Origin of the sequence: Xanthomonas euroxanthea (genome assembly GCF_903989455.1) — a bacterium.
In the GTDB taxonomy this organism is placed as follows: Bacteria; Pseudomonadota; Gammaproteobacteria; order Xanthomonadales; family Xanthomonadaceae; genus Xanthomonas; species Xanthomonas euroxanthea.
Map to the genome: position 1 here is coordinate 3,768,858 of NZ_LR861803.1, position 16,903 is coordinate 3,785,760.

General features: G+C 67.5%; 13 protein-coding genes. 4 read left to right on the top strand and 9 right to left on the bottom strand.

Features of this window, described 5'->3' with window-relative positions:
* Positions 1-50 precede the first annotated feature (50 nt).
* From H7A86_RS15740 to H7A86_RS15750, 3 genes are all read right to left on the bottom strand, one after another.
* Positions 51-1,652: a PepSY-associated TM helix domain-containing protein gene (locus H7A86_RS15740; RefSeq protein WP_119131485.1), complete on the bottom strand. Its 1,602-nt coding sequence runs from the start codon at positions 1,650-1,652 to the stop codon at positions 51-53.
* A complete protein-coding gene (locus tag H7A86_RS15745; RefSeq protein WP_180708161.1) occupies positions 1,652-3,655 on the bottom strand; it encodes a TonB-dependent receptor in 2,004 nt (667 codons plus the stop codon). The genes H7A86_RS15740 and H7A86_RS15745 overlap by 1 nt, the downstream gene beginning before the upstream one ends.
* Before the next feature lie 195 nt (positions 3,656-3,850).
* Complete coding sequence (locus H7A86_RS15750) at positions 3,851-4,285, bottom strand: DUF2946 family protein (RefSeq protein WP_119131052.1); 435 nt, start codon at positions 4,283-4,285, stop codon at positions 3,851-3,853.
* Positions 4,286-4,570: 285 nt separating this feature from the next.
* On the opposite strand from H7A86_RS15750, the gene H7A86_RS15755 reads away from it, so the two are divergent.
* On the top strand, positions 4,571-5,767 hold the full coding sequence (locus tag H7A86_RS15755) for a GAF domain-containing sensor histidine kinase (RefSeq protein ID WP_119131051.1): 1,197 nt from the start codon (positions 4,571-4,573) through the stop codon (positions 5,765-5,767).
* Between the two features lie 545 nt (positions 5,768-6,312).
* Here H7A86_RS15755 and H7A86_RS15760 read toward each other — a convergent pair.
* Positions 6,313-6,594, bottom strand: coding sequence for a hypothetical protein (locus H7A86_RS15760; protein WP_119131050.1), 282 nt, complete (start codon positions 6,592-6,594; stop codon positions 6,313-6,315).
* A 773-nt stretch (positions 6,595-7,367) separates the two neighbouring features.
* The gene (locus H7A86_RS15765) at positions 7,368-8,351 is read right to left on the bottom strand and encodes a LysR family transcriptional regulator (protein WP_104583691.1); all 984 of its coding nucleotides are present in this window, start codon (positions 8,349-8,351) and stop codon (positions 7,368-7,370) included.
* Positions 8,352-8,514: 163 nt separating this feature from the next.
* On the opposite strand from H7A86_RS15765, the gene cobA reads away from it, so the two are divergent.
* From cobA to H7A86_RS15780, 3 genes are all read left to right on the top strand, one after another.
* Positions 8,515-9,720 (top strand): uroporphyrinogen-III C-methyltransferase, encoded by a 1,206-nt coding sequence (gene cobA / locus H7A86_RS15770; protein WP_119131048.1) that lies wholly within the window; start codon positions 8,515-8,517, stop codon positions 9,718-9,720.
* 16 nt (positions 9,721-9,736) lie between these two features.
* Entirely contained in the window at positions 9,737-10,696 is a 960-nt protein-coding gene (gene cysK, locus H7A86_RS15775; protein WP_104583693.1) for a cysteine synthase A, read from the top strand.
* Between the two features lie 361 nt (positions 10,697-11,057).
* Positions 11,058-11,597: an O-acetyl-ADP-ribose deacetylase gene (locus H7A86_RS15780; protein ID WP_024938170.1), complete on the top strand. Its 540-nt coding sequence runs from the start codon at positions 11,058-11,060 to the stop codon at positions 11,595-11,597.
* A 163-nt stretch (positions 11,598-11,760) separates the two neighbouring features.
* Here H7A86_RS15780 and H7A86_RS15785 read toward each other — a convergent pair whose 3' ends face one another.
* The 4 genes from H7A86_RS15785 to H7A86_RS15800 all read right to left on the bottom strand — a co-directional run bounded on the left by H7A86_RS15785 (position 11,761) and on the right by H7A86_RS15800 (position 16,689).
* Positions 11,761-12,765, bottom strand: coding sequence for a class I fructose-bisphosphate aldolase (locus H7A86_RS15785; RefSeq protein ID WP_104583694.1), 1,005 nt, complete (start codon positions 12,763-12,765; stop codon positions 11,761-11,763).
* Positions 12,766-13,058: 293 nt separating this feature from the next.
* Complete coding sequence (gene pyk / locus H7A86_RS15790) at positions 13,059-14,525, bottom strand: pyruvate kinase (protein WP_104583696.1); 1,467 nt, start codon at positions 14,523-14,525, stop codon at positions 13,059-13,061.
* Positions 14,526-14,863: 338 nt separating this feature from the next.
* A complete protein-coding gene (locus tag H7A86_RS15795) occupies positions 14,864-15,517 on the bottom strand; it encodes an HAD family hydrolase (RefSeq protein ID WP_119131046.1) in 654 nt (217 codons plus the stop codon).
* Positions 15,514-16,689, bottom strand: coding sequence for a phosphoglycerate kinase (locus H7A86_RS15800; RefSeq protein WP_119131045.1), 1,176 nt, complete (start codon positions 16,687-16,689; stop codon positions 15,514-15,516). The genes H7A86_RS15795 and H7A86_RS15800 overlap by 4 nt, the downstream gene beginning before the upstream one ends.
* Positions 16,690-16,903 lie beyond the last annotated feature (214 nt).

Below are 16,903 nucleotides of genomic sequence, written 5' to 3' on the forward strand. Positions count from 1 at the left end.
GCGTCCCTGCCTCGGCGAGTCCGCGGTGCATTGAGGTGACGCGCACGTGCTCATGGCGCGGGAACGCGCGCCTGGTTGCGCTGCATCCAGTAGCGATCCAGCAACCACATCAGCACCAACGACACCCCGACCAGCGGGAAGATCAGCCCGCAGATCGCCAGCAGCACCAGCAGACCGCGCAGCGTGCGCGGATCTGCCGGCAATGGCGGCACGCCCAGGCCGCCGACCGGGCGACGCTTCCACCACATCACCGCCGCGCTCATGCACAGCAGCACGATCGCCGCGCACGCCAGCAACAGGATCAGCTGATTGGCCGTGCCGTATTGCTGGCCCAGATGCACGTTGATGCCCCATTCCAGCGCGCGTCCGGCCGGCCCGTAATCGCGATAACGCATGTCCAGCAGCACCGCGCCGCTGTACTGATCCAGATGGATCACGCGCTGGTGCTGCAGGTCAGCCGGATACACCGAAGCGGTGTACACGCCGGTGGCACCATGCGGCGGCGAGACGCTGTAGCCCGGCACGATGCCGAGTGCGTCGAAGCGCGCCATCGCCGCATCCAGCCCGATTGCACCGCGACCCGGCGCTGCGACATGGCCGGTGCCACCGTGGTCGGCATGTTCCGACTGCACCGCGTGTTCTGACGGGCTTGGCTGTTCCGCGTGTTCCGCGTGTTCCGCGTGTTCCGCGTGTTCCGCGTGGTCCGCGTGGTCCGCGTGGTCCGAGTGGTCCGAGTGGTCCGAGTGGTCCGCATCCGCCAGCATCACACCCGCCCGCCCGTCATGCAGACCCTCATCCACCCCCACGGCTCCACGCCCAGGCACCACAGATTCCGGCACGCGCGCCTGGCGCAACGACCACGCCGGATCGGTCGTCTCGGACAAGCGCTGTTGCGACATCGGCTGCTGCACCCGCAGACCGGCCGGGTAGCCGAAGTCCTGCCCGTTGACCCAGCGATTGACCTGCGCGCCCCACAGCCACGACCATGGCATCCCGGTCAGTGCCAGGAACAGCAACACCGCACCGACGCCCGCGCCGGTGACCGCATGCAGATCGCGCCAGAACAGCCGTTGCGCGGGCTTGCCGCGTACGCTGGCCACCCCACCGCGGCGCCCGCGCGGCCACCACAGATACACGCCGGTGAGCACCAGCACGATCGCCCAGCCGGCTGCCATTTCGATCAACCCGCGCGCGAACGGCCCGACCAGGGCGAGACTGTGCAGCCGGCGAATCGTCCAGGCCAGGGTGCCATGCTCGGGCAGCGTGCCAAGCACGCGTGCGCGGTAGGGGTCGACATACACCACCTGCCGCGCACCGTGCGTATCGACCAGTCCGATCTCGGCGCTGGCATCGGCGCGGCTGGGCGTGGTGTAACGAAACAGGGTGCCGCCATACCTGCGCTGCGCCGCATCGACCAGGCGTTGCGCTGGCGCCCGCACCTCGCCTACCGGCACGACCTTCAAGCCGTGGTGCACGCTGCGGTCGATCGCATCCTGGTACAGAAACGCCGCACCGGTCAGCGCCAGCCAGACGATGAAGGGCAACACCAGCAAGCCGGCATAGAAATGCCAGCGCCACACCGCGCGATAGAAGCGCCAGCGGCCATCCCGGCGCGGTTCGGTGACGCTGTCATCGACCATGATCGCGCGCATCAGAAGCTCCAGTCCCACGACAGCGACAGCGCACGTCCATCACCCGGCGAATAGCCGGAACTGCCTGTGTCGTACCACGCGTAGACGTAGGCGCGATCGGTGACATTGCGCAGCTGCAGGCTGAGCGCATTGCGCGCATCCACATTCCAGCGCGCGCCCAGATTGAGCAGGGCGTAACCACCGGTGCGGCCCAGCGTATTGCTGCGCTCCAGATAATAATCGCCCTGCGCATTGCCCCAGGCGCTCAGCTGCACGGCCGCAGTGAGCTGCCACTCCAACCCGGCGGTGGCCAGCCAGTGCGGCACGTTCTCGATCTCCTTGCCGCGCGTGGCCGGCGCACTCGGGTCGGGCGTGGCGATGCTGGCCTTTTGCCGCGCATACGACATCCAGGCCCGCCAGTGTTCGGCCGGCTGCAGATTCAGTTGCGCATCCCAGCCGCGGCGCAGCGTGCGCCCGACATTGGCCACATCGCCGGCACCGGCCACGCCATTGACGCCCAGAATGGTGGCCACCTCGCCGGAGGCGCGTTGCTCCCAATACGCCAGGCGGCCGTCCATCACCGCCGATGGCGCGAACTTGAAGCCTGCTTCCCAACCGTCGTTGATCGACGGGCCCAGATTGCCGGGCTGGCGCCGGTACGCACCATCGCCGCTGCCGATCTGGAACGTCCGCCCCCAGTTGGCGTACGCGCTGCTCTGCCCGGCCAACCGGTAGCTGGCACTGAACTTGGGCTGCTTGATGGTGCCGTAGTCGTAAGTCGGTGCGTAAATACCGGCACGCACATCGTGCAGCTGCCCGGCGACGCGGTCGATGCGATAGCCGGGCACCAGCTGCAGCCGCTCGATCGGCGTCAGCACCGCCTGCACATAGGCGCCGCGCGTGCGCAGGGTGTACTCCCAGTCACGCAGTTGCGCACCCCGCACCCGTGCCACGGTGCGGTAACGCTGCGACTGATTGTCCTGCCATTGCGCGTCCACGCCGGCTTCAAGATTGGCCGCCAGCGCGCCCCAATCCGGCTGCCAGTTGCCGCGCAACAGCAGGCCGCGGTGGGTTTCGTCGGTATCGCGTTCCTGCTGCAGGCCGGCGGCGGAAAAGCGCACCCAACGCCGATTGCGGTAGTCGTTCTGGTAGGCCTTGGCGTTCCACTGCGCAGCGGCACCCAGTGTGCCGTCCGCATGCAACGCGGTCTGCCGCAGCTGGCGTTCGCTGCGGTCTTCCTGCGCATAGCCCGGCGAACTGCGTGGCGCCGCACGCGCGGTGGCTGCATCCAGATAACCCGCCTCCAGCGCATGATTGTCGTAGTACCGCGTGGTGAGCCCGGCACGGAATGCGCCATCGGGGTCGGTATAGAACCACTTGCCGGCCACGCTGCGTTTGCGCGCGTCGGCATGCTCGCGATAGCCATCGGAGTCGCGCCAGGCCAGCACATAGTTCTGGCTCCACGCGCCCTGTTCGAAACCCTTGCCCAGCTGCACCTCGCGCGCACCGAAACTGCCGGCCGTCAGGCTCAGCCGGCCATCGTTGCCGCCGGTACGGGTCAGCACATCCACACTGCCGGCGATCGCATGCAGACCGTAGCGCGCATCGTTGGTACCGCGCACGATCTCGATCGCGCTGATGTCCTGCGGGAATACGGCATCCAGATACGGCATGCCGCCGGCGTTGTCGTTGCTGGGGATGCCGTCGATCAGCAACTTCACCGCATTGATCCGCCCCTCGCCATTGAAGCCGCGGAACGAGAACCGCCCCGCGTCGGTGCCCATGCGGAACTGGGTGACCTGCACGCCGGGCGCGCGCATCAGCAGCTCCCAGCTGTAGTCGACATGCTGATCATGCAGCAGCTCGCCTCCGATCACATCCACCGAACTCAGCACGCGTGCCACGCTCGGGCTGCGCTGCGGCTGCGCGTTCACCTGCACCTTGCCCAGGGTCAATGCCGCATCCTGCGCCTGCGCATCGCAGGCAGACCCACACACCAGCGCCAGCGATGGCGCGCACCACAGCGTTTTCAATAATCGCAACCACATGACCACCCCTTTGCCGTGCCGGCACGGCAACACCGCCGTGCGCCGCGGCATGACGGCGGGCACAGGCATCACTTCAGGAAGACGGGGCGTCCGTGCAGCTGCGTGCAGGCGTGCCAGACGATCAAGCACGCAATCGCTCCACCGCAGCGGACGCCCGCAATGGGGCCAGACTCACGCGTGCAGCGGCGGCCCACGTGCCCCGAGTGCGGCCCAACGCACCATCGCTACTGCGCGTGCGGGCCGGTGCACCGGCGCTGGCGCCGGCAGCCGGTGCAGCAGGCACAACACCAACAGCGCCAGCCACGGCAGCAGGCGCGCGGCCAGCACGCAGTAATCGCAGGCTTCGCCGTGGGTGGTGGCGTGTTCGCCGGTGTGCGGCTTGCCTGTCGATGCAGCGAGGTGATGCTGATGCGCGGGTGCCTGTGCCGGCAGGGCCTGATGATCCGCATGCAGCGAACCGCCCGCGTCCAGCACCGGACCGCTCATGCACATCGGCTCGACCGACGGCGCCTGGCTCCAGCGGCTGATCAGCGGCGCCACCAGCATCAGCAGCACTGCCAGACAGGCAAGCAGATGCAGGCAGGGGTGGCGACGGAGCGAGGGCATTGCGCGAGTGTAAGCCGCCACATGCCGCGGGGGCGATGGTGGCGGCCGGTGCGCGACCGCATGTCGCACCCGCCGGCACCGCTCACCCTGCCCACCACAAGGGCCGATGGCGGAGTCCACGCCCGCCCCCGAACCGCGCCGACACACAGGGGCAACCGTGGAAGGCCATGCACGGCGGTTGTCGAGGCCGGTAGTCACAGTTCCGGCAGTGGACATGACAGCGCCTACGTGGCCGGCCCTGGCATGCCCTATGCTTGTACATCACTCCAGTCATCCTGCGCGCGCATGAGCACCGTCCTGTCCGATCAAGCGGCCGAGCCCCTTCCCTGCGCTGCCAAGCCGCCGAGCGAGGCATTGCGCCTGCAGGCGCTGCGCAGCTACGGCATTCTCGACACGCCGCGCGAGGCCGCGTTCGAAGACATCACCAGGCTGGCCTCGATCATCTGCCAGACCCCGATCGCGCTGATCAGCCTGGTGGATGCCGACCGGCAGTGGTTCAAGAGCGAAATCGGCATGGGCGAGCGCGAAACACCGCTGTTCAAGTCGATGTGTGCGCATGCGTTGCTGGACAGCGACGTGCTGGTGGTGCCGGACACTCGCCAGGATGTGCGCTTCGCACGCAATCCGCTGGTGACCGGCGAGGCACCGCTGCATTTCTATGCCGGTGCGGTGCTCAAGACCAGCGAAGGCCTCCCGCTGGGCACGGTCTGCGTGCTCGACCGGCAGCCGCGCCAACTCAGCGACGAACAGGTCGATGCGCTGCGCGCACTGGCGCGCCAGACCATGGCGCAGCTGGAGCTGCGCCGCGCGCTGCAGGTGGCCGAAGAATCCGACCGCTACCGCAGTCGCCTGATGGCCATCGCCGGGCATGACCTGAAGACCCCATTGCGTACCGCCGCCTATGCCATCGACAAGATGCGCCGGCATGCCAACGTCGATTCCATCCCGACCCTGGTCACCGCGCGCGATGCGATCAATCTGGTGGCACGCAACCTCGACGAGCTGGCCACCCTGGCCGCCGCCAGCGAGACCGCCTCGCCGGATCTGCAGCCGCTGGCACTGGAAGATGTACTGCATGCGGTGCTGGGCGTGTGGCGGCAACCGGCAATCGACAAGTGCCTGGCCTTGCGCCATGTACCCACCTCGCTACGCGTGCGCAGCCATCCCACGCTGCTGACCACCTTGCTCGGCAACCTGATCGGCAATGCGGTCAAGTACACCGAACGCGGGCGCGTGTTGGTCGGCGTCCGGCGTCGCCCCGGCCATGCGGTGGTGGAAATCATCGACAGCGGCATCGGCCTGAACCTGGACCACCCCGAACAGGTGTTCCAGGCCTTCCGCCAGGCCGACCCGCGCAGCGACGGGCTGGGCATCGGCCTGTGGATCGTGCACCGCACCGCCGAAACCCTGGGCTGCGAAGTGGATGTGCGCCCCCGCCCAAGCGGCGGCACCTGTTTTTCGGTAAGCATCCCGCTGGCCTGACAACGGCGCTCGGCAGCGCCGCGCCAGACCGCCGCCACCGCGCAGCAGATAGCGCTGGCTTGCCAGCGCTGCGCAGACCGGCACGCTCCGGTCGATAGCGCAAAAAAAAGGCGGACCCGGGCTCCCGACCCGACTCCGCCGCCAAGCACGCCAGGTCTCTCCCCAGGGACCCGGGTGCGCCGGTCGCTCCCGTGCGCAGCCTCGCGCAACGGTGCTGCGACAGCGCTGGCAACCGCTTGACGACACCGACAAACAGACCGGCCATGCGATGTACCGCATCGCCGGTCCCGCGCCGTCCACCCCTGGACGTTCGAGAGTGTCGCGTCATGGTTGCTACAAGGAATTACGACAGCGCAGCGCCCAACTTGATACGGCCAGACCACACCGCCGCGGCCACCCTGACACCTGTAGGGAGAATCACTGACAGCATGCATTCCAGTCAGCGCAGGCGTTTGGCCAGGCCATTGATAACACGATGGTTTTTCCGGAAAGCGGGCGCTGCGGCGCAGCATTGCGATGGCTTTCGCCGATCATCGTCGACCGTCTCAATCCTCCGAATCGGCCGCATCCTGGCGTGCGAACCAGTCCGCCGAATGCACCTCGTCTGCCGCAACCTCCAGCAACTGGCGCAACACCGCCAGCGGAATCTGCACCTGGGCGCCATCGGCCTGCACTGCCACCCAGAGCGACTCGTCCCGGGCATCAGCCAATACCGTCAGTACCGCATGCTCGCGTCCCTCGATGCTTGCCGACAGCTGCAACGCCATGCCGCCATCCTGATCGGGTAACCACAGCCGGCTCAGTGGTGGACGCAGGGGCTCGGTCATCGGGTTCAGCGCCTCACAGTGGCGAACGGGGAGCGCGTGCAGTCAACCGGGTCGGCACACCCTGCACGCAGACCGCAGTGTACGAACTGTCGCCATCGATTCCGAACACCGACAGCCAGCATGATGCAGTTGCACAGTTGCTACATGGACGTACTTGCGGCATGTCCCATGCCGGTACGCGCGCAAGCGCCCGCAGCCGACACCGGCAGCCATCGCCTGCGGGGGCGATCGATGCGCGGTGGCGCAACCGGACGCGGCATCACGCCTCAACTCGTCACCGCAGCTGACTGGCAGGCAATGCCCCTGCTTTACCTGCAGCCACCGACAACACCCGGTGGTGCTTGCGCGCGTGCCGGTGTGGGACCTTGAGCGGCATGGATGCCGCGCCAGAGCCTACATGGACGTACTTGCGGCGTGTCCCATGCCGGTACGCGCGCAAGCGCCTCTCAGTGACCGAAGTATTCGCACAAGACCGTGCAGAGGTGGGTGCGGGAATGGCCGTGCGCGGCACCTTCACTCCTCATGTCCGCTGATAGGCAAGCAATGCTTTCGCTTCTCCTGCAGCCATCGACACCAATCGGTGGTGCTTGCGCGCGTGCCGGCGTGGGACCTTATGCGGCATGGATGCCGCATAAGAGCCTACATGGACGTACTTGCGGCGTGTCCCATGCCGGTACGCGCGCAAGCCCCCTCAGTGACGAAGCCCTCTCGCAAACCCCGCAGACGTCGTGAGCAAGCGTGGTCGATGCGCGCTGCAATCTTCGACAGGCGGTTCAGCTGGTAATGGTCTGGGTCAAGGATTCCCAGGTCGGCGGCAATGGCCAGGCCGGGGCCTGGTTGCCGTCCAGCACGCGGCGCAGGTCGCGCTTGTCGATCTGCGGCGCCAGCACATGCACCAGGTCCAACGCGTAGTCGCGTAGCACGCGGTCGCGCGGCAGCACCGCCCAGGCGATGCACTCGGCGATCGGCGCCGGTGCCGGCCAGGCGCGCAGGTCCTCGTCGCTGGCGCTGACCGCCATCTCCGCCACCAGGCCAACGCCGAGGCCGGCGCGCACATAGGTCTTGATCAGGTCCGCATCCAGCGCGGTCAGCGCGATGCTCGGCTCCAGCCCGACCTGCGCGAACGCGCGCTGCAGCGAGGAGCCGGGCCGCGTGGAGGATTCGTAGCTGATTAACGGGTGCTGAGACAGGGCCTGCATGTCCGGCGCGGCACGTGCCTGGTCCAGTGGATGGCCGCGCGGCACGATCACCAGCCGACGCCAGCGATACAGCGGCACCGCGATGCCGGCGCTCGGTTCGCCACCGGCGGTGCTGACCACCGCGATATCCGCATCGCCCTGGCTGAGCAGGTCCAGCGCCGCGCTTTCGGCGGCCTGCTGCAGATGCACGCTGACCTGCGGATAGGCGTGCTTGATCTGCGCCACCGCCGGCGGCAGCACGAAGCGCGCCTGGGTATGGGTGGTGGTCAGGGTCAGCTGGCCCTGGCTCTCGCGGCGCTGGTTGGCCGCATAGGTGCGGATGTTGTTGGCTTCCGACAGCACCGAGCGCGCGCGCTCGATCACTTCCACGCCGGCCGGTGTCACCGCATCCAGGCTGCGCCCCTTGCGCACGAACAGCAGAAAGCCCAGCTCGTCCTCCAGCTGCTTGAGCTGCTTGGACAGACCGGGCTGGGTCGCATGCACGCGCGCGGCCGCAAGCGTGATGTTGAGCTCGGCATCGGCGATGGCGACCAGATAACGAAGTTGGGTCAGCGTCATGGGCTTATATCCAAAAAAGCGCGAGGCGCCACGAGGAACTCGACTGTAGAGGAGTTCTGCAGGCCAGCTTATAACCGAACGCTATTTTCAGGGTGTATGAAGTCATTTCCGACGGCTATATGCCGGCGTTACGGTCTGGCCCTCCCCTCTCGATGCGCTGTCCGTGCCCTCTGTGTTCCCGCTTCTTGCCGACCTGCGTGGCCGTGCCGTCCTGGTGATCGGCGGCGGCGCCGAGGCCGAGCACGCCACCGCCGCGCTACTGCAGGCCGGCGCACTGCCGCTGGTGGGCGCACCGGAACTCAACCCGCAGCTGCGCGCCTGGGCGCAGGCCGGGCGGCTGCGCTGGCTAGCGGGACGGTTCGAGCCGACCTGGCTGGACCTGCCCGATCAACCGGTCTGGCTCACCATCGCCGCCAGCACTGCGCCCGACCTCAACGACGCGCTGCGCGCCGCGGCCAGCGCGCGGCGCCTGCTCACCCACGACGCCACGCCCGCCGCTTCGGACACCCAACCTGCGCGGTCGTCGGCGCCCCGCACCAGGGTCGGCCAGCTTTCCCCCGGCAGCGTGACCCTGGTCGGTGCCGGCCCCGGCGACCCCGGCCTGCTCACCCGGCATGCCCTGCGTGCGCTGCGCCAGGCCGATGTGCTGCTCTACGATCGCCTGGTCAGCCCGCAGATCCTGCAACTGGCCCGGCGCGACGCCCTGCGTGTGGAAGTCGGCAAGGCCGCCCAGGGCCACAGCACGCGCCAGGAACAGATCCACGCACTGATGCGCGAGCACGCGCGCGCCGGGCGCCGCGTGGTGCGGCTGAAGGGCGGCGACCCATTCGTGTTCGGTCGCGGCGGCGAAGAGCTGGAATTCCTGCGCGCGCACGGCATCGGCTTCCAGGTCATCCCCGGCATCACCGCCGCGATCGCCTGCGCTGCCTACGCCGGCATTCCGCTCACCCATCGCGACCATGCCCAATCGCTGCGGCTGATCACCGCGCACTGCAAGGATTCGCTGGACACACTGGACTGGCAGGCGCTTGGCCAGGAACGCCAGACCCTGGCCTTCTACATGGGCGTGGCCGGCCTGGAGAGCATCCAGCAGCGCCTGCTGCAGGCAGGTCGCGCGCCGACCACCCCGTTCGCGCTGGTGGAAAACGGCTCGCGCCCGCAGCAACGCGTGATCACCGGCACGCTCGCCGGCCTGGCCGCCACCGCGCAGCAGCACGCGGTGCGTGCGCCAGCCCTGCTGATCCTGGGCGAGGTCGCCGGGCTGGCCGCCAGCCTGCACTGGTTCGGCGCCGCGCCGTTGAGCGCGCCCCCGTCCCCGCACTCACCCATCGCAACGCCCGACGCGCCCACACTCGCCCACGCAGCCTGATTCCGACGGAGACCCCATGGCCCTGTACGACAACATCCTCGACACCATCGGCCGTACCCCGGTGGTCAAACTCCATCGCCTCGCTCCGGAACACGTGACCTTGTACGTCAAGGTCGAGTCGTTCAATCCGGGCGGCTCGGTCAAGGACCGCCTGGCGCTGGCGATCATCCTCGATGCCGAACAGCGCGGCCTGCTCAAGCCCGGCGACACCATCGTCGAGGCCACCTCCGGCAATACCGGCGTGGCGCTGGCGATGGTGGCCGCCGCGCGCGGCTACAAGTTCGTCGCCACGATGGTGGAAACCTTCTCCATCGAACGCCGCAAGCTGATGCGCGCCTATGGCGCCAAGGTGATCCTGACCCCGGCGGCCGAGCGCGGCAGCGGCATGGTGCGCAAGGCCAAAGAGCTGGCCGAGCAGCATGGCTGGTTCCTGGCCAGCCAGTTCGCCAACCCGGCCAATCCGGCCTACCACCGCAACACCACCGCCGCGGAAATCCTGCGCGACTTCGCCGGGCTCCGGCTGGACCATTTCGTCACCGGCTGGGGCACCGGTGGCACGCTCACCGGCGTGGGTGAAGTGCTGCGCGTGGCCCGCCCGGAAGTGCGGATCACCGCCACCGAGCCGGCTGGCGCTGCGCTGTTGCAGGGCCAGGACTGGAAGCCGCACAAGATCCAGGGCTGGACCCCGGACTTCGTGCCGGAAGTGCTCAACCGCGAGGTCGCCCACGACGTGCTGAGCGTGGAAGACACCGACGCGATCACCGTGGCGCGCCGCCTGGCCGCCGAAGAAGGCATCTTCACCGGCATCTCCGGCGGCGCCACCGTCGCCACCGCATTGCGCGTGGCCGAAGGCGCGGCGCCCGGCGCAGTGGTGCTGGCGATGCTGCCCGACACCGGCGAGCGCTATTTCTCCACGCCGCTGTTTGCCGACATCAACGAAGGTTCCGACGACGATTGGCTGGCCGGTCTGCCCTGATCGATCACGTCGTTGGCTTGCACGCACAGGCCGCGCCCATAGCGCGGCCTGTGCGCTTGTGGGTCCACCCAGGCATCGCTCCTGGCCTTCTGCGGTATGCGATTCCGCTTAAAAAAGAGTGTCTGGGCAATGAATCCGGCCGCCAGTTCGGCGCTGGCGGTAGTGCGCGACCGTCGGTGATACGGCTGGTCGGCGATTGAGCCGATCGATCGCATCGGCGTGTTCTCAAGCCTCCCTTGGCGCAACCGTCCCAGCCGTTTCCGGCAATCGCAGCGGGTGAGATGAATGGGCGATAGCGTGCCCGTTCCGCGACGCGCGCCCCCTCACACGTTCCTCATGCAAATCCCATAATTATCGCGCTATGAAGATCGAAGTCTGGCAAGGCGATATCACCGAACTCGACGTTGACGTCATCGTCAACGCCGCCAACGAATCACTGCTGGGCGGTGGCGGCGTGGATGGCGCCATCCATCGCGCAGCCGGCCCGCGCCTGCTGCAGGCCTGCGAAGCATTGCCGCAGGTGCGTCCGGGCGTGCGCTGCCCCACCGGCGAAATCCGCATCACCGACGGGTTCGACCTCAAGGCGCGGCATGTCTTTCATACCGTCGGCCCGGTCTGGCGCGATGGCAAGCACAACGAGCCGGAACAACTGGCCAACTGCTACTGGCAATCGTTGAAACTGGCCGAGCAGATGATGCTGCACTCGATCGCGTTCCCGGCCATCAGCTGCGGGATCTACGGCTATCCGCTGTACCAGGCCGCACGCATCGCCGTGACCGAAACCCGCGACTGGCAGCGCTCGCACAAGGTGCCCAAACACATCGTGCTGGTGGCCTACAACGAAGCGACGTTCAAGGCCTACCAGCAAGCCCTGGCCGCGCAGGAAACCGCTGCCGCCTGACGCTCGCGATGCAGAAGGTAGGGATGACGAGCGCCGCGAGGCGCTCGTTGCATTTTGGCAGGTACGCAGGCGCAGCGCGGTCCACGCAAACAAGAACGCCGGCATCGCTGCCGGCGTTCTCTTTGCTACGTTCGATCCGGCCGCAAGGCGGCCGACACGGCGATCAACCCTTCCACTTGCCCAGTGCGGCCAGGCCGTTTTCCTTGGCGCGCTCATAGATGATCTGCTGCGCCTTGGCGACGTTGCCGGTCATGTCCTTGGCCCACAGCTTCAGCGCAGCCTGCTGCATCGCACGGCCATACGAGAAGCTCAGCGGCCACGGCAGGTTGCCGAGCTGGTGCATCTCGTTGAGGTGGGCGGTGGACTGCTCGTCGGTCTGGCCGCCGGACAGGAACACGATGCCCGGCAGGATCGCCGGTACGGTCGACTTCAGGCACATCACGGTGGACTCGGCCACTTCCTCCACGCTGGCCTGCTCTTCGCAGCCTTTGCCGGAGATGACCATCGAGGCCTTCAGGATGGTGCCTTCGAGCACGACGTTCTGCTCATACAGTGCGCCGAACAGCGAACGCAGCGTGGCTTCGGTGACTTCGTAGCAGGTCTCGATGTCGTGGTTGCCGTCCATGATCACTTCCGGCTCGACCATCGGCACCAGGCCCTGCTCCTGACACAGTGCGGCGTAACGCGCCAGCGCGTGCGAGTTGGCCTCGATGCAGGTGCCGGACGGGATGTCTTCGCCGATGTTGATGACCGCACGCCACTTGGCGAAGCGTGCGCCCAGCGTGTAGTACTCCTCCAGGCGCGCGCGCAGGCCGTCCAGGCCTTCGGTGACCAGCTCGCCCGGCATGCCGGCCAGCGGCTGCGCACCCTTGTCGACCTTGATGCCCGGGATGATGCCGTGAGCGGTCATGTACTCGGCGAACGGCACGCCGTCCTTGGTCTTCTGACGGATGGTCTCGTCGAACAGGATGGCGCCGGAGATGTAGTCGCTCAGCTTGGGCGTGGTCAGCAGCAGTTCGCGATAGGCGCGACGGTTTTCTTCGATGTTCTCGATGCCGACGCTGGCAAAACGCTTGGCGATCGTGCTGGTCGATTCGTCGATGGCGATGATGCCCTTGCCCGGGGCGACCATGGCCTGGGCGGTTTCGGCAAGCTGTTCGATGCTCATGTAGTTCCTGTGGCAGCTGCGGGGGAGAAGGAAAGTATAGCGACGAAAGTCGTACACATTCCTTCACGGAATGTCTGCAACCGATTACACATGTGCTGCATGACAGGATGTGTGCCGCTGCTCGCAGCGTGACGCGCGTGCCTCGCGCTAAGCGCGCGTGCAGGCGCATCCCGCACCGCAGACCATGTCCCGCACAGCACAACGGCGACCCGCAGGCCGCCGCTGTATTTGCAGGCAACGATGGTGGGCCAGCGCGCATCGACCTACGACGCACGCGCGGCTCAGGCCAGGCGTTACAGCTCGCCCAGGCCGCTGGCGCGGCCGTCCTCGCCCACTTCCAGCAGGCGGAGCGTGTTGGTGGCGCCATGGGTTTCCATGTGCTCGCCGCTGGTGAACACCACGCGGTCGCCCGGTCCCATGCGCTCGTTCTCCACCAGCAGGCGGATCGCCGCACGTGCGGCTTCGCGCGGGGTCAGGCCGCGGCTGTCGAAGCTGATCGGGAACACGCCACGCATCATCGCCATGTGGCGGCGTGCGCCATCGTGACGGGTGAAGGCGTAGATCGGCATATTGGAACGGAAGCGCGACAGGTAACGCGGCGTGCCGCCGGACTCGGTCAACGCAACCACGCCGGCCAGACCGATGTGTTCGGACAGGAACATGGTCGCCATTGCGATCGCCTGGTCGGCGCGCTGCAGGTTACGTTGCGCCGCTTCGAAGTCGGTGTCGAACTCGAACTGGCGCTCGGCACCCAGACAGATGCGTGCCATCGCTTCCACCGCACGCACCGGGTAGGCGCCGGCCGCGGTTTCGGCCGAGAGCATCACCGCGTCGGTGCCGTCGATGACCGCATTGGCCACGTCCAGCACTTCGGCGCGGGTCGGGATCGGGCTTTCCACCATCGACTGCAGCATCTGCGTGGCGGTGATCACCACTTTGTTCTGCGCCAGCGATTCGCGGATGATCTTCTTCTGCAGGCCCGGCAATTCGGCATCGCCGATTTCCACGCCCAGATCGCCACGCGCCACCATCACCACGTCGGAGGCTTCGACGATCTCGACCAGGTTCTCGATCGCTTCGGTGCGCTCGATCTTGGACACCAGCGCGGCATCGCAGCCATGCTGACGCGCGATACGGCGCGCATCGTTCATGTCCTCGGCGTTGCGGCAGAACGACACCGCGATGAAGTCCACGCCGATCTTGGCGACGATGCCGATCAGTTCCTTGTCGCGCTCGGTCAGCGCGCCCAGCGACAGGCCGCCGCCCTGCTTGTTCAGGCCCTTGCGATCGGACAGCACGCCATCGTTGAGCACGGTGGTGACGATGCGCTGACCCTGCACCTCGGTCACCTGCAGCTGCACCAGGCCATCGTCCAGCAGCAGCACGTCACCGGCGGCCACGTCCTGCGGCAGGCCGAGGTAGCTGACGCCAACCTGGTGCTGGTCGCCGGCGGGCGCATTGGGGTCGGCCACCAGGTCGAAACGCTCGCCGGTGGTCAGCTTGATCTTGCCTTCGGCAAAACGTTCGACGCGGATCTTCGGGCCCGGCAGGTCGGCCAGGATGCCGACTTCGGCACCGACGCGGACGGCCGCGGCGCGCACTTCGGCAGCGCGCTTGGCCTGGCCGGACGGGTCGCCGTGGCTGAAGTTGAGGCGCACCACGTTGACGCCGGCCTTGAACAAGGCCTCCAGCACACCGGGCGGATCCGTCGCCGGTCCGAGCGTGGCAAGGATCTTGGTGCGGCGTTGGCGTTCTTTCATGATGGCCTCCCTGTAAAAGCCGCGAAACTTAACACACGCGTCACCTACCGAGGATGGCATTGCGGCATAGCCACCCTCGCATTCCGGCATGTCCTGTAGACAGTGCGGGACAGTACGTACGCTTTCCGCAGCGCGCTGGGCGCGCGGCGGGTTGTTGCTGTGGGCTGCCACCCTAACGCGGCAGCGGTGAAGGTCCCACGGTTCGCAGCAGTCAGCAGACGACAGCGAGCGGACGCGGGGGCGCCGACGCTGCACGCCCCTCGCCGCCTGCGCATGCGGCCACGCCCAGGCGAGCGCCGGCCGCGCTCGCCTGGCAATGTGCGCGGCTGCGTGGTCCGTCAGTCCTGTCCATCGATCAGGGCGCGCAACTCGGCAGGGGTGTGTGCGATCGCACCCGCACCTGCGCCCCGCAGCTCGGCTTCGTCGCCGAAGCCCCACAACACGCCGATGCTATGGATGCCGTGATGGTTGGCGCCATCGATATCCATCCGGCGGTCGCCGATCATCACGCAGCCGGTCTTGGCAATGTCCAGGCGTCGCAAGGCTTCGGCAATCAGGTCCGGCTTGAAACGGCGCTCGCCGTCTTCGCTGGCCCCGATCACGTTCTCGAAGCACGCACCGAACGGCAGATGCTCGACGATGCGGCGCGCGTAACGCTCGTTTTTCGAGGTCACCACCGCCAGGCGATGACCGGCGCGCTGCAGGTCCATGACGACTGCACCGATACCGTCGAACACGCTCAGTTCGGTCCAGCCCACCGCGTCGTAACGCTGGCGATACGCCCCCAGTGTGCGCTGCACCAGCGCCGGATCATCGGGAAAACAGTCGGTGAAGCTGTCGCGCAGCGGCGGGCCGATCCACGCGCGCAGGGTCTGCGGCGAGGGTCGCGGCTGGCCCACCGCGTCGAAGGCATGCACGATGCTGGCGACGATGCCCGGCTCCGAATCGACCAGGGTGCCGTCCAGATCGAAGAACAGCGTGGCTGCACTCACTTGCCGCGCGCCTCGAGCGCCGCCACCGCCGGCAGGGTCTTGCCTTCCAGGAATTCCAGGAACGCGCCGCCGCCGGTGGAGATGTAGGTGACGTCCTTGGCGATGTCGTACTTGTCCACCGCGGCCAGGGTGTCGCCGCCACCGGCGATCGAGAACGCCCTGGAGCTGGCGATCGCACGCGCCAGGGTTTCGGTGCCGTGGCTGAAGGGCTCGAACTCGAACACGCCGACCGGCCCGTTCCACACCACGGTGCCGGCACTGGCGATCAGCTCGGCGTAGCGCGTGGCGGTCTGCGGGCCGATGTCCAGGATCAGATCGTCGGCCTCCACCGCATCGAGCGCCTTCACCGTCGCCTCGGCATCGGGCAGGAACTGCTTGGCGACGACCACGTCGGTCGGCAACGGAATCTCCGCGCCGCGCAGCTTGGCATCGGCGACGATCTGGTTGGCGGTGGGAATCAGGTCCGGCTCGCTCAGGGACTTGCCCACCGCATGCCCGGCCGCGGCGATGAAGGTGTTGGCGATGCCGCCGCCGACGATCAGCTGGTCGACCTTGTTGACCAGGTTGGACAGCAACTCCAGCTTGGTGGACACCTTGCTGCCGGCCACGATCGCCAGCAGCGGCTTGGCCGGATTGTCCAGTGCCTTGGCCAGCGCATCGAGTTCGGCCATCAACAGCGGCCCACCGGCAGCCACCGGCGCGAAGCGGATCACGCCATGGGTGGAGGCCTGTGCGCGATGCGCGGTGCCGAAGGCGTCCATGACGAACACATCGCACAGCGCGGCGTACTTGCGCGCCAGGGTTTCGTCGTCCTTGCCCTCGCCGACGTTCATGCGGCAGTTTTCCAGCAGCACCACCTGGCCCGGCGCCACCTCCACGCCATCGACCCAGTCGCGCACCAGCGGCACGTCCACGCCCAGCAGCGCGGTCAGGCGCGCGGCCACCGGCGCCAGCGAATCCTCCTCGGTCCAGCTGCCTTCCTTGGGGCGGCCCAGGTGCGAGGTGACCATCACCGCGGCGCCCTTTTCCAGCGCCAGCTGGATGGTGGGCACCGACGCGGTGATGCGCTGCTCGGAGGTGATCTGGCCGTTGTCGATCGGCACGTTGAGATCCTGGCGGATCAGCACGCGCTTGCCGGAGAGATCGAGGTCGGTCATGCGGACGATGGACATGGGGTCAGCTCGCTAGGTCTGGGGAATGGGGATTCGGAAATCGGGATTCGGGAATCGAAAAAGCAGCCGGTACACGTGGCGCCGATGTCTGGGCGCTGCGCGGATGGATGGCGTGGGGCAGCCGTTGCACGCTGGCGTTGCGCCCGCGTGCAGGTCGCGGAGATTGCAGCTTGCCTGCCGCGCATATCGCCGCCCATACGGCTGGCGATGCGGG

Excerpts from the sequence above, each read along its gene's own strand:
- H7A86_RS15765 (WP_104583691.1), bottom strand. The coding sequence starts at position 8,351 with ATGACGCTGACCCAACTTCGTTATCTGGTCGCCATCGCCGATGCCGAG.
- H7A86_RS15755 (WP_119131051.1), top strand. The coding sequence starts at position 4,571 with ATGAGCACCGTCCTGTCCGATCAAGCGGCCGAGCCCCTTCCCTGCGCT.
- pyk (WP_104583696.1), bottom strand. The coding sequence starts at position 14,525 with ATGAAAGAACGCCAACGCCGCACCAAGATCCTTGCCACGCTCGGACCG.
- H7A86_RS15780 (WP_024938170.1), top strand. The coding sequence starts at position 11,058 with ATGAAGATCGAAGTCTGGCAAGGCGATATCACCGAACTCGACGTTGAC.
- H7A86_RS15750 (WP_119131052.1), bottom strand. The coding sequence starts at position 4,285 with ATGCCCTCGCTCCGTCGCCACCCCTGCCTGCATCTGCTTGCCTGTCTG.
- H7A86_RS15760 (WP_119131050.1), bottom strand. The coding sequence starts at position 6,594 with ATGACCGAGCCCCTGCGTCCACCACTGAGCCGGCTGTGGTTACCCGAT.
- H7A86_RS15785 (WP_104583694.1), bottom strand. The coding sequence starts at position 12,765 with ATGAGCATCGAACAGCTTGCCGAAACCGCCCAGGCCATGGTCGCCCCG.
- H7A86_RS15740 (WP_119131485.1), bottom strand. The coding sequence starts at position 1,652 with ATGCGCGCGATCATGGTCGATGACAGCGTCACCGAACCGCGCCGGGAT.
- H7A86_RS15800 (WP_119131045.1), bottom strand. The coding sequence starts at position 16,689 with ATGTCCATCGTCCGCATGACCGACCTCGATCTCTCCGGCAAGCGCGTG.
- cysK (WP_104583693.1), top strand. The coding sequence starts at position 9,737 with ATGGCCCTGTACGACAACATCCTCGACACCATCGGCCGTACCCCGGTG.